General features: G+C 49.0%; 20 protein-coding genes, 5 tRNA genes, 2 rRNA genes, 1 riboswitch and 1 other annotated feature. Of the genes, 7 read left to right on the top strand and 20 right to left on the bottom strand.

Features of this window, described 5'->3' with window-relative positions:
- Window positions 1-177: 177 nt before the first annotated feature.
- Complete coding sequence (locus tag K7397_RS04315; RefSeq protein WP_223066841.1) at window positions 178-1,197, bottom strand: FUSC family protein; 1,020 nt, start codon at window positions 1,195-1,197, stop codon at window positions 178-180.
- A gap of 210 nt (window positions 1,198-1,407) precedes the next feature.
- Between K7397_RS04315 and K7397_RS04310 the strand changes: the two genes are divergently transcribed.
- Complete coding sequence (locus K7397_RS04310) at window positions 1,408-1,947, top strand: hypothetical protein (protein WP_223066717.1); 540 nt, start codon at window positions 1,408-1,410, stop codon at window positions 1,945-1,947.
- 130 nt (window positions 1,948-2,077) lie between these two features.
- Here K7397_RS04310 and K7397_RS04305 read toward each other — a convergent pair whose 3' ends face one another.
- Window positions 2,078-3,160 carry an AI-2E family transporter gene (locus tag K7397_RS04305; RefSeq protein WP_223066716.1) on the bottom strand — a complete coding sequence of 361 codons (1,083 nt, stop codon included), beginning with the start codon at window positions 3,158-3,160 and terminating at the stop codon, window positions 2,078-2,080.
- A 214-nt stretch (window positions 3,161-3,374) separates the two neighbouring features.
- Window positions 3,375-3,614: a binding site (T-box leader), on the top strand.
- 54 nt (window positions 3,615-3,668) lie between these two features.
- On the opposite strand from K7397_RS04305, the gene K7397_RS04300 reads away from it, so the two are divergent.
- On the top strand, window positions 3,669-4,754 hold the full coding sequence (locus tag K7397_RS04300) for a bifunctional 3-deoxy-7-phosphoheptulonate synthase/chorismate mutase (protein ID WP_223066715.1): 1,086 nt from the start codon (window positions 3,669-3,671) through the stop codon (window positions 4,752-4,754).
- A gap of 68 nt (window positions 4,755-4,822) precedes the next feature.
- On the opposite strand, the gene K7397_RS04295 is transcribed toward K7397_RS04300, so the two are convergent.
- Both K7397_RS04295 and K7397_RS04290 read right to left on the bottom strand, forming a co-directional pair.
- Window positions 4,823-5,908, bottom strand: coding sequence for a lactonase family protein (locus K7397_RS04295; RefSeq protein ID WP_223066714.1), 1,086 nt, complete (start codon window positions 5,906-5,908; stop codon window positions 4,823-4,825).
- Window positions 5,909-6,023: 115 nt separating this feature from the next.
- A complete protein-coding gene (locus tag K7397_RS04290; protein WP_223066713.1) occupies window positions 6,024-7,022 on the bottom strand; it encodes a Gfo/Idh/MocA family protein in 999 nt (332 codons plus the stop codon).
- Between the two features lie 253 nt (window positions 7,023-7,275).
- Here K7397_RS04290 and K7397_RS04285 point away from each other — a divergent pair, with 253 nt between their 5' ends.
- Complete coding sequence (locus K7397_RS04285) at window positions 7,276-7,602, top strand: hypothetical protein (RefSeq protein WP_223066712.1); 327 nt, start codon at window positions 7,276-7,278, stop codon at window positions 7,600-7,602.
- Window positions 7,603-7,703: 101 nt separating this feature from the next.
- Here the strand turns inward: K7397_RS04285 and K7397_RS04280 are convergent, their stop codons facing one another.
- Window positions 7,704-8,696, bottom strand: a complete 993-nt coding sequence (locus tag K7397_RS04280) for an aldose 1-epimerase (RefSeq protein ID WP_223066711.1) — start codon at window positions 8,694-8,696, stop codon at window positions 7,704-7,706.
- A gap of 180 nt (window positions 8,697-8,876) precedes the next feature.
- On the opposite strand from K7397_RS04280, the gene K7397_RS04275 reads away from it, so the two are divergent.
- Window positions 8,877-9,779 carry a C40 family peptidase gene (locus K7397_RS04275; protein ID WP_223066710.1) on the top strand — a complete coding sequence of 301 codons (903 nt, stop codon included), beginning with the start codon at window positions 8,877-8,879 and terminating at the stop codon, window positions 9,777-9,779.
- Between the two features lie 42 nt (window positions 9,780-9,821).
- Here the strand turns inward: K7397_RS04275 and K7397_RS04270 are convergent, their stop codons facing one another.
- Window positions 9,822-10,451, bottom strand: a complete 630-nt coding sequence (locus K7397_RS04270; RefSeq protein ID WP_223066709.1) for an SGNH/GDSL hydrolase family protein — start codon at window positions 10,449-10,451, stop codon at window positions 9,822-9,824.
- Between the two features lie 189 nt (window positions 10,452-10,640).
- On the opposite strand from K7397_RS04270, the gene K7397_RS04265 reads away from it, so the two are divergent.
- Window positions 10,641-11,549: an extracellular solute-binding protein gene (locus K7397_RS04265; protein ID WP_223066708.1), complete on the top strand. Its 909-nt coding sequence runs from the start codon at window positions 10,641-10,643 to the stop codon at window positions 11,547-11,549.
- A 63-nt stretch (window positions 11,550-11,612) separates the two neighbouring features.
- Here the strand turns inward: K7397_RS04265 and K7397_RS04260 are convergent, their stop codons facing one another.
- Both K7397_RS04260 and K7397_RS04255 read right to left on the bottom strand, forming a co-directional pair.
- On the bottom strand, window positions 11,613-13,130 hold the full coding sequence (locus K7397_RS04260) for a DHA2 family efflux MFS transporter permease subunit (RefSeq protein ID WP_223066707.1): 1,518 nt from the start codon (window positions 13,128-13,130) through the stop codon (window positions 11,613-11,615).
- Window positions 13,131-13,136: 6 nt separating this feature from the next.
- Window positions 13,137-13,580, bottom strand: a complete 444-nt coding sequence (locus tag K7397_RS04255) for a MarR family winged helix-turn-helix transcriptional regulator (RefSeq protein ID WP_223066706.1) — start codon at window positions 13,578-13,580, stop codon at window positions 13,137-13,139.
- A 240-nt stretch (window positions 13,581-13,820) separates the two neighbouring features.
- Between K7397_RS04255 and K7397_RS04250 the strand changes: the two genes are divergently transcribed.
- Both K7397_RS04250 and K7397_RS04245 read left to right on the top strand, forming a co-directional pair.
- Window positions 13,821-14,132 (top strand): ArsR/SmtB family transcription factor, encoded by a 312-nt coding sequence (locus K7397_RS04250; RefSeq protein WP_223066705.1) that lies wholly within the window; start codon window positions 13,821-13,823, stop codon window positions 14,130-14,132.
- Between the two features lie 91 nt (window positions 14,133-14,223).
- Window positions 14,224-14,370, top strand: a riboswitch (FMN riboswitch).
- A gap of 119 nt (window positions 14,371-14,489) precedes the next feature.
- On the top strand, window positions 14,490-15,461 hold the full coding sequence (locus tag K7397_RS04245) for a DMT family transporter (RefSeq protein ID WP_223066704.1): 972 nt from the start codon (window positions 14,490-14,492) through the stop codon (window positions 15,459-15,461).
- 91 nt (window positions 15,462-15,552) lie between these two features.
- Here K7397_RS04245 and K7397_RS04240 read toward each other — a convergent pair whose 3' ends face one another.
- The 12 genes from K7397_RS04240 to K7397_RS04185 form a co-directional block, all read right to left on the bottom strand.
- Complete coding sequence (locus K7397_RS04240; protein ID WP_223066703.1) at window positions 15,553-16,008, bottom strand: PTS sugar transporter subunit IIA; 456 nt, start codon at window positions 16,006-16,008, stop codon at window positions 15,553-15,555.
- A 24-nt stretch (window positions 16,009-16,032) separates the two neighbouring features.
- Window positions 16,033-17,400 carry a PTS fructose transporter subunit IIC gene (locus K7397_RS04235; protein WP_223066702.1) on the bottom strand — a complete coding sequence of 456 codons (1,368 nt, stop codon included), beginning with the start codon at window positions 17,398-17,400 and terminating at the stop codon, window positions 16,033-16,035.
- Window positions 17,401-17,427: 27 nt separating this feature from the next.
- Window positions 17,428-18,369: a 1-phosphofructokinase gene (gene pfkB / locus K7397_RS04230; RefSeq protein WP_223066701.1), complete on the bottom strand. Its 942-nt coding sequence runs from the start codon at window positions 18,367-18,369 to the stop codon at window positions 17,428-17,430.
- Window positions 18,370-18,384: 15 nt separating this feature from the next.
- Window positions 18,385-19,146 carry a DeoR/GlpR family DNA-binding transcription regulator gene (locus K7397_RS04225; RefSeq protein WP_223066700.1) on the bottom strand — a complete coding sequence of 254 codons (762 nt, stop codon included), beginning with the start codon at window positions 19,144-19,146 and terminating at the stop codon, window positions 18,385-18,387.
- Between the two features lie 279 nt (window positions 19,147-19,425).
- The gene (locus tag K7397_RS04220) at window positions 19,426-19,707 is read right to left on the bottom strand and encodes a holin (protein ID WP_223066699.1); all 282 of its coding nucleotides are present in this window, start codon (window positions 19,705-19,707) and stop codon (window positions 19,426-19,428) included.
- A 395-nt stretch (window positions 19,708-20,102) separates the two neighbouring features.
- Window positions 20,103-20,176, bottom strand: a tRNA-Gly gene (locus K7397_RS04215).
- A gap of 10 nt (window positions 20,177-20,186) precedes the next feature.
- Window positions 20,187-20,263 (bottom strand) — tRNA-Pro (locus K7397_RS04210).
- A gap of 9 nt (window positions 20,264-20,272) precedes the next feature.
- Window positions 20,273-20,360: transfer RNA gene (locus K7397_RS04205), tRNA-Leu, on the bottom strand.
- Window positions 20,361-20,392: 32 nt separating this feature from the next.
- Window positions 20,393-20,469, bottom strand: a tRNA-Asp gene (locus K7397_RS04200).
- A gap of 16 nt (window positions 20,470-20,485) precedes the next feature.
- A tRNA-Glu gene (locus tag K7397_RS04195) sits at window positions 20,486-20,560 on the bottom strand.
- Window positions 20,561-20,593: 33 nt separating this feature from the next.
- A 5S ribosomal RNA gene (rrf, locus tag K7397_RS04190) occupies window positions 20,594-20,710 on the bottom strand.
- A 156-nt stretch (window positions 20,711-20,866) separates the two neighbouring features.
- Window positions 20,867-20,991, bottom strand: a 23S ribosomal RNA gene (locus tag K7397_RS04185); the annotation flags it as partial.

Genomic DNA, 20,991 nt, shown 5'->3' with positions numbered 1-20,991 from the left:
AATGATATTACTTGTGCTAAAATTAATTTAGAAATTTGTGCGCCTATAATATAATTTGTCAGTCCGTTTTCTATTTTACCAGTTTACGGCTCTTTTATCAATTCCATTCTTTCTATAGGTTATGATGATTAAAGTCCCGCCATTATGGCGGGACTTTTTAGATTTTCCGGGAATAAGTTATTCGGCAAGCTCGGAAGAGTGGCCGGTAAGCCGGTTCAGGCGGTCCAGCTGATGCCCGTAATCATACATGACAGCCGACACGATAGAAAGGCGAAGCGCCCCGTCCTCATGATCCTTGTAGCGATCCAGCATATGCTTCAGAAACTTGTCATTCTCCTCCTTAATCGTTTCCGCATCCACCGCCCCCGGCTTCAGCTTTTGCTCATATTTCAGGATGATATGTTCATGATACTTGATCATTTTCTCCAAATGCTGATCGAAAATCAGATTTAGTTCCGGAGAACGGGAAGCCTGAAAATAATGCTCCTCAATCGCCTCAAGCACTTCATACCCTTTCCGCAGCGTATTCAGCATTTGCTTGTACACGACGAGCTGCCGGATGCCGCTGAATTTCGGCGCCTTCAATTTCTTCTGCTCTTCTTCCATCAGCTTGTATTTATCGCCGATTGAATTGATGTTGTTCTCAAGCGAGCGTTGTTCATCCCGGAATATCGATTCTTTCATTTCATCGGATATAGCTGTTCTCAGCAGCAAGGATAAACGGTCAAAGGTACTGCGGACCTGCTCAACAAACTGTACTCTCGGCTTGGGCGGGAATACCAATATATTGATAACGAATGCCGATAAAATGCCTATCAAGCTCAGGACAAACCGGTTTACGGCAAACTCCCATTGCCCCGACGCCTCCATGACAGCGACAACGGTAACCAGAGTAAGGCCTATCGTATCCCCCATTTTGAGCTTTATGCAAATCATGATGACCAGAATGCATACAATTCCCACGGCAAACGGCTCTTTCGGGAAGACAAGACCTGCAAGCATGGCCAGCACCGCTCCCAGCGTAATGGTCTGGAGCTGGTCCAGCAGATGCCTCCAGGAACGGTAAATGGAGGGCTGCATGGCAAAAATGGCGGCAACGGCCGCAATAACCGGCGAACCCATTTGGAGCCAAAGGGATGCATACAAGGCCAGTGTTACCGCTAGGCCTGTTTTTAACATTCTGGCGCCAAAAGTCAAAGTCAAAGAAACCCCTCCTGCCTGAAATCGATAAAGATGCTATGTCTAACAATTAACCATATTTTACCCTAATGGATAAATATAAACCGGCTTGAACATTCAAGACAAAATTTATCAAATTTTAAGCTTTCCCTTAGGTAACAAACCCGAATTTTGTCAACACTAGTACAGGAAACGCAAAATTTTTAGAAAAAAAGGTGGGAAAAATCCATGAGTGCATTGAAAAAAAGCAGCATAGCCGCAGGAACTCTGGGTTTCATCTTCTGCTGTTCCCTGTTCTCCGGCCCGCTTCCCACTCACGGCGAAGGGACACAAAGCTTGGCGGCCGATGTACGGGAAGACAGCCCCAAGCCGTCCCATGACGGCCATTTCAAGCGTCATCCGCGCGGACATTTCTTTGGCGGCCATGCTGTCAAAACGACAGCAGAACTGATCGGCATGGATAAGGAAGACCTGATCACCCAGCTCAGGGCGGGACGTACACTTCTCCAGATCGTCCAGGAAAAGAAAGGCTGGTCCGAGAGTGAATATATAGCCAAGCTGACCGATGCCGCCTCGAAAAAGATTGATACGGCCGTTCAGAACGGCAAGCTCGATGCCGAACATGCAAGCCGTATTAAAGCTTCACTGCCTCTCAGGCTCAAAGAGGCGATTCACCGCAATTGGGCTAATCATTCCGAGAAGCCTGACGCCAAAACGGGGGTTCCAAACGGAATCTTTCGCCAGCATGAAGCCCTGTTTATAAAATAACGGGTTAACAAACAAATAAGAGTGCCGCTGATATTCATGATTGGCGGCAGCTTTTGTTTGTCCCTTCTTCGAATTAAAAAGGCCATCCCCTGGTACGGGACAGCCGTAAAAGTACCGTTCAGATTGAAGGTCACTCTTTCGTGCCGGATCCGTCGTCCTTCGGCGGGTTCTCCTTTGCCGGCGGAGAGGAGCTAACGGCAATCGGAACATCCAGAATGTCGAGGAAGAACATAAACACCGGAACCCCAACGATTAATCCCCATACTCCGAAAAAGTGTTCGAACACAATCAAGATCATAAAGGTATAGAAGATCGGCAAATGAGTCTTGTTCGACATAAACTTCGGATTCAGGATATAGGCCTCCAAAGCATGCAGCACAACAATCATGACGAGCACGTAAACGATTTTGATGATGCCGCCGATCTTAAAGGCAATGGCACAGAGCGGAATGAGCGACACGACGACGCCCAGCACCGGAATCAGTCCCAGCAAAAAGATCATGATTCCGAGCGCAAATAAATTCGGAAAGCCCAAAATCCAGAGAAACAAGCTGGAAAGGACGGCGTTTACGAGCGCAATCAGAAACTGCACTTCGATCACTTTTCCAAAAGAATGAACGAACTTTTTGCCGAAATATTCAAGCTCTTCAAACAGGTATGACGCCTTGCTGTTTCTGAAATTCGCGGTGAAACGGGTCACCTTCTCCTTCTCCAGCATGAAGAACAGGCTCAAAATAATGGCGATAAACAAATTCAGGCTCAGCTTTCCGATGTCTGTAAGCGTATGGTACAAAAAGTTGAATCCGTCGGAAATGTAACTGGCCAGGTCAATTTTTTCAAGCGATTCCATCAAGTAGTTGACGATCACATTGTCCGGCAGATCTAAAGGCGGCTTGTTGTAAAAAGAAATCACCTGGTTCACCAGATCGCTTAGCTCAGAAATAAACAGGGGCAAATATTTATAAATTCCGGTGGCGAGAAGCAAAATCAAGACAGCATATATGATCACAACCACCAAAGGACGGCTCAATTTGATCAGCTTGCTGCTTTTTTTTAGGATAAAGCCATGAAGACGGTTCACCAGATAAGTCAGGATAAACGTAATCAGAATAAGGTTGAGCATGCTCCTGGATATGTATAGGATAAACAGGACGAATAATAAAGCGATGACTCGCCTTATGCCAGGCAAGTAAAAAAACTGTTTAAATGTCATACCTTGTTTGCTCCTTTAAACATCGAAATATCTACTTAAAGTATTTTACGTTATAAAAAGAAAATGGTCTCAACTTTTTTCGAAAAAAATATCTGCTTCAAAATCGTACCAAGCTCCGAAGCATTCCGCCCCTCACATAAGCGCTTTAACGTAATGCAACGGTCCAGAGTGAACTTGCATCGTCCAAATGATCGTCCTATAATCCGATTAATTGATAAATACGTTGACGGAGACAAGTACCGCAGAAGCTTCCTTACAGGGACAGTGGAGCCGAAGATTGAGAGCTCGCTGAGGAAATGCGCTGCAGGAAATTCACTCCCGAGTAGACTTCTGAACGGGCCTATAAGGCCTCATTAGGAAAGTCCGGCTTCGCACCGTTATCCGCGGCATGAGCGGGAAACTTGATCAAGTTGTCCAACAAGGGTGGTACCACGGCCTGTCGGCCGTCCCTTGGGGGACGGCTTTTTTTATTTTTACCGCAAAATTTTTATGAGGGAGAGATTCAAAGATGAACGATACATTGGAACAGCTGCGAAATCGTCTGGATGACATCAATATGGAGCTGCTTCGATTGCTGAACGCTCGTGCGGAAGTAGTCCGGTCAATTGGTGAAATTAAAGAAAAACAGGGCCTTTCCAAATTTGATCCGATTCGTGAACGTAAAATGCTTGATGATCTGGTCAATCACAATCCCGGACCTTTCAAGGATTCGGAAATCCGGCAGCTGTTCAAGGAAATTTTTAAAGCTTCCCTGAACCTTCAGGAAGAAGACCACAAGCCCAAGCTGCTTGTCAGCCGCAACAAACAGCCTGACGATACCGTTCTGGACATTAAAGGTACAGTAATCGGCGGAACCGCACAGGTGATGATTGCCGGACCTTGCTCCGTCGAATCATACGAACAGCTGCGTACTGTTGCAGCCGCATTGAAGGAAGCGGGCGTTAAAGTGATGCGCGGCGGCGCTTTTAAGCCGAGAACCTCGCCTTATGATTTTCAGGGACTTGGTGTTGAAGGTCTGAAAATGCTCAAAGAGGTTGGCGATGAGTTCGGCCTTGCCACGATCAGTGAAATCGTCCACCCGGCCCATATCGATATTGCTGCCGAATATATTGACATCATCCAGATTGGCGCCCGCAATATGCAAAATTTCGAGCTTCTGAAAGAGGCCGGCAAGGCCAAGGTGCCTGTGCTGCTGAAGCGGGGCATCGCCGCTACGCTGGAAGAGTTCATTCACGCGGCGGAATATATCGCCGTTAGCGGCAACTCCCGCCTCATGCTGATCGAGCGCGGAATCCGGACCTATGAGAAATGGACCCGCAATACGCTGGACATTTCCGCCGTGCCTATTCTTAAGCAGGAAACCCATCTGCCGGTGCTTGTGGACGTCACCCACTCTACCGGACGCAAGGACATTCTGCTGCCATGCGCCAAAGCTGCGCTTGCCGCAGGGGCTGACGGCGTCATGGTTGAGGTTCATCCCGATCCGCAAACGGCGTTGTCAGACGCAGCCCAGCAGCTGGATATCCCGCAGTTCATCTCGCTGATGAAAGGCATTCGGGAATCCGGGCTCCTGAAAGAAACCGTTCAGAAGTAGCAACAACAACCAGTCCAAACACGATCCAAGTGTTGGACTGGTTGTTTTGTCCCTATTTTCCAGTTAAATTACGCCTGAATATAAACCGGCTGGACACAAACAGGCTTGGATACCGTCTCGGACACACCCGTATATTGCAGTTTGCCTGAGGCTTGATCCACGCGGAACACTGTCAAATTGTTGGTGTCCCGGTTTGCCGCAACAAGGAATGCTCCATCGGGAGTCAGAGCAAAGTGGCGCGGATGGCTGCCTTCGGTAGAGACGCAGTCCACCACACTCAGTCCGCCAGTTGACGTATCGATTGACAGAATAACAATGCTGTCATGGCCGCGATTGGAGCCGTACAGAAAACGTCCGTCTTTGGATACCGCGATCTCGGCGGTTGCATTGTCCCCTTCATAGCCGGCCGGCAGCGTGGAGACGCTTTGGATTTCCGTTAAAGTCCCTGCTTCCCCGTCGTAACGATAAGACGCGATCGTCGAATTCAGCTCGTTAATGACGAAAGCATAGGGTTCAGACGGATGAAAGACAAGATGGCGCGGGCCCGCTCCCTCCGCCGTTACGGTATCGCCGTGAAATACCAGCTTGCCCTGTTCGGCATCAAGCTTATAGGCGCGTACAAAATCCAGCCCCAGATCATTCACGAACAGGAAACGCTTGTCCGGGCTGAAGTATGCGGAGTGCACATGGGAAACGGCGTCCTTGGCATGCCGCTCCGCAGCTTCATGATGCTTGGCATCCGTAAGGATTCCAAGTTTGCCGTCTTCTTGCAGCTTTATTAGGCCGATTTTGCCGCCGTGATAACTGGACACAATTGCATAATCATATGGTTCATCCCGCTGAATATGGCATAAAGTATTGTCGAGGTTGATTTCGCGGTTTAACTCGGCAAGCTGTCCGGTTGAACCATTGATGGAGAAGGCAACGCACTCGCCAATCCTTTTGCCGCTTTCAGACAAGGTTTCGGAGATGCTGTACAGCTTTTTGCCTTTCGCATCCACGTTCAGGAAGGTCGGATTTTTCAAGCCCTTTACTTCCTGGAGACGATTCAGACCTCCGGATGATTCATCAAGCTCGTATACATATACCCCCGGCCCCTCCGCTTCCGCATAAGAGCCGATGAACAGATACAGTTTCTGATCGGAATTTGTCACAGGTAGACCTCCTTGAATCGTTATGTATATGACGTTATTTACATCATATCACTTCACTTTCCCTGCAAACAAATCTAATTTGAGAGAAGAACAGCTTTGTCCTCTCAGGGAGGTCTTAGGACAGCACTACCCGGCGATTCTCAAGCGCTGACCTCCGGCAGGCATCCAGCAGACGCAAGTTGGCCACCGCGTCCTCAGGCGGAAAATCAAGAGGCTTACCTTCCAGAACGCTCTTCCCAAAATGATCGATTTCCAGTACATAAGCGTTCATCGGCAGCTCCCGGCTTTCAACCTGTTCGCCATCCCGATAAAGCTCATAACCGGATTGCTCCATCCCGGAGAAAGCGAAAGGCATCACGATCCGGCCCTTGCTGCCTACGAGCTCTATGCTCCGTCTTTCTTCCGCCCACAGTCCGCAGTCGAACAGCAGCGATAGGCCACCCGGGAATTCAACCAGCCCGGAGGCCATCATATCCACCCCGCCATGCGCTTTGGAATACTGGGCATACACGGTCACTGCATACGGCTCCGTTCCCGTCATCCATCGCGCGGCGCTAAGCGGGTACTCCCCCAGGTCATACAGGGCGCCTCCGCCGGTTTCCTTGTGAAAGCGGATGTTCCCGGTCTGGCTTACGCTGCTGCAGGTGAAGGAAGCACGGATAAGCCGCAGTTCACCGATGATTCCCGCCTGAATTCGTTCGCGAATCTCCTTAAGCTGCGGATGATGGCGGTACATCAGCGCTTCCGCGAATTTGACATCCGCGTTATGGGCTGCATTCACCATTGCGGCGGCTTCGCCCGCGTTCAGTGCGGCCGGTTTTTCGCACAGGACATGTTTGCCTGCCTGCGCAGCGGCGATGCTCCACTCACAATGCAGATGGTTGGGAAGCGGAATGTAAACGGCATCAATATCCGGGTCGCTGAGCAGCTCACCGTAGCTGCCGTAGGCCTTCTCCACGCCAAACTGTTCGGCAATATCCTTGCTCTTCTTCAGGCTCCGGCTTGCCAAAGCGGCCAGAATTCCCGTTTCCGACTTCCGGATCGCCGGCATGACGCATTCCTGCGCAATGCTTGCGCAGCCGATAACGCCCCATCTCAATTTTGGCTTCACCATTCATGCCTCCTTTATTAAGCCCTTAAACGGCTCGATACCCGGGTGAAACAAACCGCTTTTTCAAGCCGTTTACTTAAGTCCCGCACATACAACATTTCGGGAGCTGCATTCCAAGTACGCCTCGCCGCCGCTCAAACAGCCTGTATCCATTTTTGCCTTTCAAAAAAATTTACAAACACCTTATCGCCGAAGGGAGAATATGTTATAATTGAAAGCGCTAACAAAACCATCTTCTAAAGGGGGATTTGGAAAGATGAATGTGGCATATCTTGAAAAGGATGTTTATGCGGATTTTGATCCGGCGGCAGATGCTTATTTCTTTAAAATCGGAAGCAGCGGAATGATCAGTTTTTACGGCAGAAATTATACAATAAAGAAGAGATTGTCTGCCGACGAGCAATCCGCGCTTCTCTCCCACCCGAGCTTTTTGCGGGTAACCTACCAATGTTACGCCAACAAGGATAAAATATCGGCGATGGAGAACCTGATGATATTGTTCAAAGACAAAGAATCCTATCCCAAAACGCTGAACGTTTCCCCTTGGCTGCAGCGTTATGTCAAGAAACAGCTGTCCCTCTAGCGAGAAATAGTCAGCCCAACTGGAAATTCACCTTGTTCAAAATAATAGACGTCCTCTCACTATTCAGGCTGAGGGGACGTCTTTCGTATTTGACTGTTCTTCTACTTTACATAAATCCGGGCCGTTTCTTCCCAAATTTCGCCCTGCTCCAAACCGAACAAACCGATTTCTTCGGGTGGAAGCCCTGTATTGGGAGCATTCACCAAATTCACCTGCGGTTCCGGGCAGAAAAATCCAGGCGTCGCCCCATTGTTCCAAACCATCCACTGCTTGTAGGAGCATCCCACATCGTAAACCAGAGTCATTCCGAGACGGCGATCCGTCAGCTCCATTCGGTTTCTGCCCTGCTGTGGCACTGCCGTGTAATGGTTATCCATGGATTCGGAGAACGGATAAGCCCCTCCTGCTTTCAGTTTCCGTTCAAACGAAGAAAGCTCCTGAAACCGGCCTGTCGGCAGCATTCGCTCTGTCATTTCCCATCGTTCTCCAATCGTCAGCTTGAGCACATAATCCTCTGCTTTGCTGCCCTTGGCGAACGGCGCTTTGATCGCGGTATGGAAAGCAAGAAGTCGCGGCATATAGCGCTTTCCGTCATTTTTCACAAACAGCTTCTGGAACAGACCGTCTTTGCCGAGCGAATAGCGGAGCCTGACCGTAAACTCAAACGGGAAATAACGATATACGTCATGTTGCTCGTTCACCGAAATTTTGACGGTTACAAAGCTTTCATACCCGGTAGTTCCAAACTCCTCAACCTCCCAGGGAACGGTATGTAAAAAACCGTGCAGATGATTGCCCGCAGCCTCTTCGTTGACCGGCAGTTCAAGCACATCTCCATCCCACGGAAATTTACCATCCTCATACCGGTTCGGCGGAAACAGTACGGGAATGCCGTATACCCCAGGCGTCTGTTTGAACTGCTCCATTCCGCCTTCTTCCGGCTCGCGCAAAAAGCGGTGTCCATTTGCCGGGTCCCTGAATGCAATCAGATTGCCGCCGGTGTCCGGAAGCATTGCAGCCTCGTACGAATACGCCTTCAGCCATACCGCTCTCTCTCCCTGATAAGTTCCCTCATAAGCTTGAAATTGGCTCATATTTTCCTAAGCTCCCTTCCATTATCGGTTTATATTTCCCAGGATCACTGGCCCATATCGCTGCTGCCTGCATCACGCATTCGAATACTTTGACGCTTTGCTCCGGGCGCTTACATAAATCAATCCCAAAATTCACACACTTCATGATGTATCTTACATTTCAGAATTGGAGTGCTCCTTATGAAATTAACCTGTTTCACCCGGTCCCTATCTTTGACTGTCCTGCTCCTGTTTCTGATCACGGTCTGCGCCGGCTGCGGAGCCCCGAATAACACAGATGGGCAACCTTCTGCTCAAGGTACCCGCTCGCTATCCATGGATAACAAGCAGGGCTACCCGGACAGCAAATCCACGCTCAAACCGGTGCCGCTTTCGCTCGCTGCCAAAGAACTCGGACTTCGGGTGGAAAAACGCGGCGATGAGTATCTGATCGGCTATACCGATGTTATGTACCGTGTCAAACCGGGCGAGGCAAAGGCCCTATCCATGAATCGCCCTATTGTCCTCAGCCATGCCCCCGAGGCCAGAAAGTCCGATTTGTATTTTACGGTTAGCGCTTTAGGCGACCTTCTCGGCACCCAAGTCGGTTGGGATCCGCTAGGGCATATTGTCAGTCTGTCCCCGTTCCCAGGCACTCTGGCTGACGATAAGCTCATACCCGGTTATAATTCCAGATTAAGCGTGAAGAGCGCGGTCGATTCGGATCAACTGATTGACTATGCCAAAAAATTCCTTGGCACCAAATATGAGTTTGGGGCCGAAAATTATGAGAAGAGCGGCACGTTTGACTGCTCCTCATTTACCAAGCATGTATTTAAAGAGTTTAATGTCCGCCTTCCAAGACTCGCCAGGGACCAGGCTCACACGGGAAACCCCGTCGAGAAAAGCGAATTGGAGCCCGGCGACCTCGTCTTCTTTACCGTACCCGGACGGTTTAAGGATGATAAAATTGCCGGCCATGTCGGCATCTATATCGGAAACGGCAACTTCATTCATACCTGGGGAGATCCAGGAGTCGAGATCAGCAGTCTGGAAAGCGGACACTGGAGCAAAGTGATGCTGGGGGCGAGAAGAGTCATTTAGACTTTTCTCCCCTTCTAGCAGCTGCCTCTTTACAATGCCCTGCTATTTCGCTCCTACCGCTTTCAACCAGGCATCCGCAATCAGGCCGTGTCCTGCCGGAGTCGGATGGACACCGTCTTGCGCCCAGTATGCGGAACCTGTTTGGGTGCTTGCAGAACTAAACAGACCGTCAAGCGGCACATATAACGTTTTGAATTCGCGGGCCAGCTCGCGAACGGCCAAAATTTTAGGATTCAAATCCTCATACCAGCCCTTCTGCTCCTCGTTAACGGGAACAACAAACGGCTCCAACAGAATAAGCCCTTTAATATCCAGCTTAAGCGTATTCAAAATGAGTCTCCGATAGCACTCATAATATTGTTCGGTTGACGTAGGATCGTTGCTGTCATACCGTCTCCATGTATTGTTAATGCCAATCAGAATGGAGACATAATCCGGAGCGATGTCCAGGCAATCCCTTTGCCATCTTTGCTCCAATTCAGCCACACGGTTGCCGCTGATTCCTTTGTTAATGAACGTGACGTTCTTGTCCGGATACTTTCGTCCGAACTCGGCTGCTGCCGCAAATGCGTAGCCTGTTCCCAGACTCCTTGGATCCTCGTAGTTTCTGCCGCAGTCCGTCACACTGTCTCCCTGAAAAAGAACGACCGCTTGATCCTCCAGTATCGTCACTATCCAACATCTCCCTCACTTGTCGTTTGAAAACGCATTCCTAATTGTTTATCATAATACTATGTTCTACATTGGTAAATAGCTTTGGAAAAATATTAGCCTGCCGTGACAAAACCAATTTTCATTATAAATTGGGAGCCACTATAATAGATGTAAGGCTACTTTTTATACACAGAGGAGAATAGGGGTATGGAGGAAGATTTAAAAAAGGCCTATGAAACGCTGGGGCTGAAAGAAGGAGCCTCGCGGGAAGAGGTCGACAAAAGGTTTGACCTGCTGATTCGGCAGTCCCGTTCCCGGGGGCGCTCGCCGGATCAACAGGCCGGTTTCGAGAATATCAATCGTGCCTACAGGCAAATTATCGAATATGAACATACGCTTTTGATCGAGAAGAAGAGACAGGAGCACTACGGGAAATGGGGAACGCTGGCAGGGCCTGTCGAGAAAATGGATGACTTTCTGCGGATACACAAAATCAAAATCATCGTTTCCGTTATCGCTCTTATATTGATTATTACCGGTATCACCATGTTTGTGAATCATCAGAAAGAGAAGGAAAGGCTTGCCAAGCTCCCTCCCGTCGATTTATCCGTGATGTTCATCGGCGATTTTTCCCTTCCTGACCGCTCCCAGGCGAACGCTGAACTTGAAAAGGCACTGCTGGCTTCGTTCCCGGAATGGAAACGCGTCTCGGTCAAGGTGACCTACTTGCCGTCGGACATCAGCCAGTCCGGCCAGATGGGCATAGCCTTGCAGCAAAAGGCTCAGCTTGAGCTCATGACCGAGAAGCCGGACCTCTATATGATGGACAAATCGACCTTCGCCTGGCTGGCTAAAGGCGAAGCCCTTCAAAATCTGGACAGTCTGGCCGAAGGCGAGCTCAAGTCCGTTCTGCCGCAGGCAGCCGCACTGCAGGAAAAGACGGAAAAAGAACCTTCATCGCATATTTACGGCATTGACCTTACGAACAGCAGTCTTGCGAAAAATTTGCCTGTTGCCAAAACCGATATGATTGCGGGAATCCGAATCGGAAACAACGTATCCGATCAAACCCTGTTGTTCCTGAAGCGTTATCTTGAAGCGGGAGTGAGGCAATAAGCCGCAAACAAAAAACGGATATCCCTTTTTGTACGGGATATCCGTTTTTCTCATGGAAATCCGTCAGCTCTCGGCGGTAACCTGTGCCGCTTTGGCTTCCGTTCGTGAAGGTTCCCTATTGATCTGTACTCGCCGGATGAAGAAGGCAAGCAGAAGGGCTGCCACTGTGATCCAGGTAGCCACTACAAAGGCATGATCAATACCGTAAATAGTCGCATCCTTCGTAAGCTGCAGCACAGTTTGTGCATTTTTCGGATCATTCGGATTAACGCCTTGACTCATGAAAAGCTCTGCTGCTCGATCTTTTGCCGTGTTTGACATAATCGTCACCAGCAATGCGGTGCCAAGTGCACCGGCTATTGTCCGCAGCGTGTTGGACATCGCCGTACCGTGGGCATTCAAACGGGCGGGAAGCTGATTCAGGCCGGCCGTTTGCACAGGCATCATGACCATCGACATCCCGAACATGCGGGCTGTATAGATCAATATCAAGTGCGTATACGTCGTTGTTTCGGACAAAGTGCTGAACTCCCATGTCGTGATTGCCGTAATCGCCAAGCCGATCACAACAAGCCATTTTGCACCGATTTTATCAAAGATAATACCTGTAATCGGGGACATAATCCCCATCAGAATGGCGCCAGGCATCAGCAGCAGGCCAGACTCAAGCGGTGAAAATCCGCGGATGCGCTGCAAATAAATCGGCAGCAGAATAATGGCGGCAAACAGAGCCATCGTTACAATAACGTTAATCACGGTTGTTAAAGAGAACATGCTGTATTTAAAGACCCGGAGTTCGAGCAGCGGTATTGTGGAAACCATCTGACGCCACAGGAACAAGACGAGGGCCACGGATCCAACTATAATGCTGATCACAACCTGGCTTGATCCCCAGCCGTCGCTGCCGGCTTCGCTAAAGCCATACAAAATTCCGCCAAATCCGATCGTGGAAAGAATAACGGACAGCATATCCACTTTCGGTCTTGAGGTATCGAGTACGCTCTTCATGAAGAGAACGCCCAGCAGCACCGAAAGAAGGGCAAGAGGCAGAATAATCCAGAACAGCAGGTGCCAGTTATAATGCTCAATCACCCAGCCGGACAGGGTCGGTCCTACCGCCGGTGCAAAGATCATGGCAACCCCCATCATCCCCATGGCCTGACCGCGCTTTTCAATCGGAAATATCGTCAGGAAAATAACGTTCATCAAAGGCATAAGTACGCCGGCGCCGGCAGCCTGAATTAAACGGCCCACCAAAACAATCGTAAAGTCGCTGCCTATACCGCATATAATCGTACCTATAGAAAAAAGAATCGTAGCGGCGAGAAACAATTGTTTGGTTGTAAACCGCGCCATCAAATAAGCGCTGAGCGGAATCAGGACGCCGTTCACAAGCATGAATCCGGTCGTAAGCCACTGAATCGTCGTTGCGCCGACCCCAAGATCATCCATCATTTGCGGTAAAGCAACGTTCATCAGCGTCTGGTTCAAAAAACCAACAAAAGCCGCAATCAGGATCGCTGCGACCAATGGCCCCCTTCTGTATGCGGGCTTTGCTGTCTGTGATTGTGCACAATTCATTATGATTTATTCTCCTTCTCTCTCTGTTTCCAGTAAATGAATCATTTGCCTGAAGGTCCTGATTAAATGTTCGAACTCTTCCTCCGGAATTGCATCCAGCCTTGATATGGCCTGCTTGTAAAGCTGGTTGGTTCTTTCCTCAACCTCCCTTCCCTCCTCCGTAAGCTGAAGGGTTACGGTACGGCGGTCAACCTCGGAACGTCTTCGCTCCACATATCCGGCCTTTTCCATCCGGTCGATAACGCCGCTTAAGGTGCTGTTTCCAAGATGCAGCTGTTCAGCGAGTTCAGACATGCCGATGTCGGGTTGTTTCCTGAGCGCAGACATTGCGTGAAATTGAACCGCTGTTATGCACGACTTCTCGGCTTCTTTGGATATGACCTGATGAAAGCTTCTTCTTAACTCACGAAAAGTATCAAAAAGCTCGTGGTATATTTTCCTTTGTTCCAAAGACCTACTTCTTCCCTTCCGAAAATTTATGTTCTTTAACATTTCGCACACGAAATATTAAAGACCTTTTTTAACCAGTTGTCAATATGAGGCAATCTGTAGAACGTGGCCCGCGAAACCGAAGCGATGACCCAAGCTGTATTCCAGCTCCAGAAGACAATTCAGATCTTCAAAATATAAATGTCGTCTGCTGGCATGACTTTTCATTGACATATCGAAAAAGGCCGATATAATGTACGTATGGACTATACTTTAATTTTCAAAGCCCTTTCCAATGAGATAAGGCTTCAAATGCTGCAATGGCTGAAGGAACCGGACGTTCATTTTCCAAAGAATTCGGGTACGTCCGCGGACCCGGAATTCACTGATGGCGTTTGTGTCGGAAAAATACAGGATAAAGCCGGGTTATCCCAGTCTACAACTTCCCAGTACCTGTCTCTGCTTCAGAGAGCCGGACTGCTTGAAGCCAAACGAGTTGGACAATGGACGTACTATCGGAGAAATCAAGAGACTTTAAGGCAATTGTCAGACTGGATCGGAAAAGAGCTTTAAGCAAGTCTTTTCCTTTTTTGAATCGCCAGTGATTTTGTTGGCATCTTTTTTTCTCCAAATCGTGTATTCTTGATTTACCATATATCATATTTAGGATCTTCGGGGTAAGGTGAAATTCCTGACCGGCGGTGATGCTTGAAGAAGCTAAGCCCGCGACTCGCTGCCTTCTATTTCTTGCGGCGACTGACTTGGTGCGATTCCAAGGCCGACGGTAAAGTCCGGATGGTAGAAGATCATACATAAACATGTTCGCCATGGTTTTTTTGCCATGTTCATTCATGCTTATATGATCAGCCCCCGTCTTCCTTATCAGGCATTCGGGGGTTTTTCCTTTTCAAGATCCGTGAGGAGGCTGTAATGACAAGTATTAACCAAGCTTTACTTTACCCGCAAGAACGCGCAAAATCCGGATTCTGGCTCGTGGTTCTCGGTGCCGCCCTTTGGGGTGTCGATCCCGTGTTCCGGATTCTGCTTTCGAAGTACCTCACTTCGTCGCAAATTGTCCTTCTGGAACATCTCATTCTGTTCCTGTTCGCCGCTCCTGTTCTTTGGACTCACCGCGCGGAGCTACGCGGACTTCATCCGCGCCATGTTGGAGCGCTGCTGTTTATTTCCTGGGGCGGTTCCGCACTCGCTACCATTATGTTCACGCAAGCCTTGGCGACAGCCGTTAACTTCAACTCAGTATTGCTTCTCCAAAAGGTTCAGCCGCTGTTTGCCATTATTCTGGCCAGAGTGATTCTTAAGGAGACACTACCCAAGCGGTTTGGGTGGCTGCTCATTGTAGCTCTTATTGGTACTTACCTGCTGACTTTCGGTTGGAAAATTCCTTTTACCCAGATGAATGAGTTCGTTCAGGTTGCCAGTCTGCTGTCCCTTGGCGCCGCTGCCCTGTGGGGCGGTTCTACGGTTATGGGCCGTATGATGGTAGACAAGATGGAATACGGGACGGTAACCTCCTTGCGGTTTATACTTGCTCTACCACTTCTGTTTGTGATCACCATAACCCAGGGATCGGGGTGGAATATCCCCTCGGACGGAGGTGTGATTGCCGGCTTAACCATTAACATCATCCTGCAAGCCGTACTGCCTGGACTATTAAGCCTTCTTCTTTATTACAAAGGCCTGATGAATACAAAAGCATCGCTCGCCACTTTGGCTGAACTCAGCTTCCCGATGGTAAGTGTCCTGATTAACTGGATTCTATACGACCAGGCCATTACGCTCACCCAGCTCATCGGATTCCTGCTGATCTGGATTGTATTGTTTATGATTTCCCGCCAGCAAAGCGCGAAGGCCCAAATTGACACGGCGAGTCCGTCCTTTTAAGAAACGGTTTTCGGCCATGGTGCTGTCCTTTTCAAACCAAAGGGGGTTGCCCAAGGTTTCACTGAACCTTGGAGCAACCCCCTTTTTTGCGTTACATATTTTTAATCGTATCGATCACTTCTTCTGCAGAACTGGCATGGAGCAGCTTGTTTCTGAAATCCTCATGGATCAATTTTCGGGACAAGGCTACAAGAATCTGCAAATGTTCGTTCCCGACGTTCGCTTCAGGTACGGCGATCATAAACACGATCGAAACCGGCTGTTCGTCAAGAGACTGCCATTCTGCGGGTTCCGCCAGTTTTGCAAAGGCAAGCCCTGCCTTCACAACTCCGGCGGATTTCCCATGCGGAATCGCTACTCCAAAACCGATTCCCGTTGAACTCGACTGTTCCCGGGCAAGAACGGCCTGTACATATTTCTCGGTATCTTCAACCACGCCGGCTTCTTTAAACCCAGCAGCCATTTGGCGTATAATGTCCTCTTTGCTCGCGCTTGTCTCAAGCGGCAGAAATATTGTTTGCTCCGTAAGCAGATCATGTATATTCATTATCGTTCACTCCAGTTTTGTAATTTACTCTTCGATTGGTTTGTTTCTTTTGAACCATGTTACCAGGATGGCGGTCAGGACTGTACCGATCGCAATCGCCAGCACATACATCAGCAGGTTGCCGATCGCATTTGGAATCAGCAGAACGAAGATTCCGCCATGTGGCGCCATGAGCGTAGCTTTGAACAGCATAGACAACGCACCCGTTACACCCGATCCGATCATGAAGGCCGGGATCATCCGCAGCGGATCCGCAGCCCCGAAAGGAATGGCTCCTTCCGTTATAAATGACAATCCGAGGACTGAAGCAACTTTACCGGCTTCACGTTCTTCTTTCGTAAATTTCTTCTTGGCGATTACAGTTGCCAGCCAAATGCCAAGCGGCGGAGTCATTCCGGCCGCCATTACTGCGGCCATCGGTCCATAGATATGGCTTGCCAGAAGTCCTGTGGCAAACGTGTAAGCCGTTTTATTGAAAGGTCCGCCCATATCGATAGCCATCATCGCTCCAAGGACGCCGCCAAGAATAACTGCGTTGGCCTGACCCATGCCTTCAAGCCAGGATGTCAATCCGTTCATCAGCCAACTGAGCGGCGTGCCGATGACGAACACCATAAGCAATCCGACAATGAGCACAGACAGAAGCGGAATAATAAGAACCGGTTTCAGGCCTTCCATTACTTTTGGAAGCTTGATATATTTGATCATCCATTTGGTCACATACCCGGCCAGAAAGCCGGCGATAATGCCGCCCAGGAAGCCGCCGCCTACTTGCGTAGCCAAAAGGCCGCCTACAAGCCCCGGAGCAAGCCCAAGCTTGCCGCCTGCGATGGAATATGAAATGTAAGCGGCAAGAATCGGTACCATCATGCTTATCGCTGCGGATCCAATGGAGGCAAGCTTCGCTCCAATTGAACCTTCTGCTGGATGGAGGCCGAACAGGAAGCTGATCGCAATGATGAGGCCGCCTGCAACGACGAGCGGAAGCATATTGGATACACCGTTCATCAAATGCTTGTAAACGCCTCTTCTTGCAGCATTCTCCTTCACCGGTGCCTCGGACGAAGCTGCCGGGCTGCCTGCGGACGGTGTTTTGGCCAGCGCCTGTTCAATCAGCTCACCCGGGATGCGGATCCCTTGGGATACGGCAACTTTTACGACCGGTTTCCCGGCGAAACGGGCTTCATCCACATCGGTATCAGCAGCAATAATAATAGCGTGAGCTTCTGCTATTTCCTGCGGTGTCAATTCATTTTCGACTCCGACGGCGCCCCGGGTCTCCACTTTGATCGGGACATCTCTGTCTTTTGCTGCTTTTTCTATTGATTCGGCTGCCATGTACGTATGGGCGATTCCGGTCGGGCAAGCGGTAACAGCAAGCAATTTTTTCATTATTAACTTCCCCTTTAATTTTACAAATTAGTATCCATCTGAGATGATAACATCCTTCAAGTGAGCGTTAACCTCTTCCAAACTGCATACTTCCGTTCCCGGTTTGGATGCCGTAATGGAGCCCGCCGCGGTTGCCCACCTGGCCGTTTCTTCCAGACTGCGCTCTCTGAGCAAGCAGGAGGAGATCGCTGCAACCATGGAATCCCCGGCTCCCACTGTGCTTTGCGGCACAATCGGGAACGGTCTCGCTCTAACGATTTGATCCTCGCTTATAAAAATGGAGCCGGCGCCGCCCATAGATACAATTATCCACTTTGTGCCTTCGCCGAGGAGCCTTCTTGCCGCTTCGACAATTTGCTGATCGGTTTCAAGCTTCATGTCCAGCAGTTCCTCAAGCTCATGGATATTGGGCTTTATAGCAAAAGGTTTCGCTTTCAATCCTTCGGACAAAGCGCTGCCATCGGCATCCAGAATCGTTTTGACTCCTTTGGCTGTCGCCATTTCGATCAGCTCTTTGTAAATGGACACCGGCAATCCCGGCGGCAGGCTTCCTCCGAGTACAAGAACAGAGGCTTGATCCAGCAGCAGATCCATTTTGCTTAGCAGCAGTTCTTTTTCCGCATCATTTACCTCCGCGCCCCGTTCATTTATTTCTGTGGTCAGTCCTTGGTCTTCGTCCACAATTTTGAGGTTGGTCCTTGTCTCACCCTGGATCGGAATAAACTCACAATTAATATTAAGCGCTTTCAAATAGGCGATTAATTGTTTTCCCGCATATCCTCCTGCCAGACCCACGGCTGTCACTTGATCGCCAAATTGCTGAAGGACTTTGGTCACATTAATTCCTTTTCCACCGGGGTCGGTTCGCATTTCTTTGATACGATTCAATCCCCCGACCTGCAAGAAAGGCAACGTAACCGTTCTATCGAGTGCGGGATTTAAAGTAACGGTCAAAACAGACTTTTTCATGATCATTGCTCCAATCTATACAAGTGTCACGGCTATTCCCATTTTGCCAAGCTCATCTGTAAAAGAGACAGGGGCTTCCAGGTTTATAACCAGCCGGTTCACTTGATTTATTTCGGCAAATTTGGCGTAAGCGATTTGGGCAACTTTGCTGCGGTCAGCAAGTAGAATGACTTCCTTGGCCACCTCGATCATTTTGCGTTTGGTTGAGGCTTCAAGCAGATTCGGCGTTGTCAGACCATTGCGTATATCTACTCCATTGGCGGCAATGAAGGATTTATCTACTCTGATCATTTCCAGCGAAGCTTCCGTCATCGGTCCGACAAAAGCGAGTGTTTCAGGCCTTAAAATCCCTCCGGACAAAGAAACCTCTGCATTTCTGCATTCCCTTAGTTCATTCAGAACAATCAAAGAATTTGTTATAACTTTAATATTGGACATGTGACGCAGTTCTCTGGCCAGATGCAAAGTCGTTGTTCCCGAATCCAGCAGAATTGTATCACCCTCTTCAATCATCTCGGCAGCCTTGCGGGCAATCCTAGCCTTCTCCTCCCGAAAATAGTCCTCCTTCACCAGCACATTCGGTTCGAAGTTCGCATTCTGCAGATTTACAGCCCCGCCATGGGTTCTCTTCAGCAGTCTTGCCTCTTCCAATTCCTTTAGGTCCCGGCGAATGGTTGATTCGGACACCTCAAACGCTTCGCTTAGCTCTTGTACGGAAGCACGCTGATTTTTCTGCAAATACTGAAGAACGCTTTGTTTTCTTTCTTCCTCAAACATTTGTATTCCCCCAGTAAGTGAGCGAGTTTGACCGTTATTTAAATGATTTCATGATCATTTGTGATCATCTCTGCTCATTTATGATTATAACAGCGCTTTCATGAATTGTAAATAGAAATCTGTTAATATGGATTCCGAAAAAACGAAGCGTTCGCCTTTGTTCTCAGATTTCTCCATAACTAATCAGCCCATTCAAAGAAAACACATGATTCATCATTTGTTCAGCTTATACAGACACGCAAAAAAAAATCTGCCGACCCAGGTCAGCAGAACGAGGAATCAGTTATTTTTGGTCGTGCCCTCACGTTTATTAAACGCCAGTTCGAACAGACCCGTAGCAGAAAGGCCGGCTAATCCGCCGGACCAAAGACGAAGAACCAGGGTAAGCTCCGTAAAGGGATAAGCGGCGGCGCCGATCAGTAAACCTACAATTACGCCTACCATCGGCACATAATTTTTGGGAATCGGCCATGTATTTTTGATGAGTTGAACGAGCGCCATGATAATGACGGAAAGCGTTGATGCAAAGGTCAGAACATTTTGAAATACTTCATTTTGCATGATCAAATACCCTCCTTTATTACAGTTTGGCTGCTGATTCATCCGGGCTCCAAAACAACCTGGTTTCAAAGATGTCTGTAATTGAACATATGCTGTTTCTTCATAGATTTGAACATTTTAAACTGCAGGTTGTTCTGCTAAAGGCTTAGACTTCTTGTCCAAGTAACGACTCCAAGCGGAGCTCATGCTTCAGCCCATGATCGAACAAATGCACTTTCTGCGCTATTAAATTGGGGCTTACTGTCTTTCAATTGATTTTAAGTAGAAAATCGCTGGGCAGCTAGATACAAGAGTTCTTGGGATTGCCCCATATGTTTAAAACAAATCGGCCGTTTGCTGAAATTCACACAAACAAAAAAACCCTTGCACAGCAAGGGTTTAACACATTTTTAGTATGGAGCGGGTGATGGGAATCGAACCCACGCTACCAGCTTGGAAGGCTGGAGTTCTACCATTGAACTACACCCGCATTTTATAAATGGTCGGGACGACACGATTTGAACATGCGACCCCCTGGTCCCAAACCAGGTGCTCTACCAAGCTGAGCTACGTCCCGTTAAAAAGATGGTGCGGTCGAGAGGACTCGAACCTCCACGGGGGGTTAGCCCACACGGACCTGAACCGTGCGCGTCTGCCAATTCCGCCACGACCGCATATGCAATTAATTAGCCATTTCATATTTAAATGGCGGAACCGACGGGATTCGAACCCGCGATCTCCTGCGTGACAGGCAGGCATGTTAGGCCTCTACACCACGGTTCCAAGAGAAAAATAAGAATGGTGACCCGTAGGGGATTCGAACCCCTGTTACCTCCGTGAAAGGGAGGTGTCTTAACCCCTTGACCAACGGGCCTTGCTAAAATAATATGTAATCCCAAAAGGGTTCGCTTGGCGGCGTCCTACTCTCCCAGGACCCTTCGGTCCAAGTACCATTGGCGCTGGAGGGCTTAACGGTCGTGTTCGGGATGGGTACGTGTGGAACCCCTCCGCCATCGCCACCAAACGGGCATTTGCTTCACAAATGCTTGTTTCAAGCTTGATCGCTTGAAAACTGGATACGAAACTTCATTTGCGTCTTATCCCCTTACTTGATCCCCGGGGTCCCCGAAAAGTATTCGGCATACTCTTCGAAGCCTCCGCTTCACTTTTTGGGGTTCTTTTGGATAAGCCCTCGACCGATTAGTACTGGTCAGCTCCATGCATTGCTGCACTTCCACCCCCAGCCTATCTACCTCGTCGTCTTCAAGGGGTCTTACGATTTGGGAAATCTCATCTTGAGGGGGG

Origin of the sequence: Paenibacillus caui (assembly GCF_019904135.1) — a bacterium.
GTDB lineage: Bacteria > Bacillota > Bacilli > Paenibacillales > Paenibacillaceae > Fontibacillus > Fontibacillus caui.
This window is presented reverse-complemented; position numbering and strand designations above follow the sequence as displayed.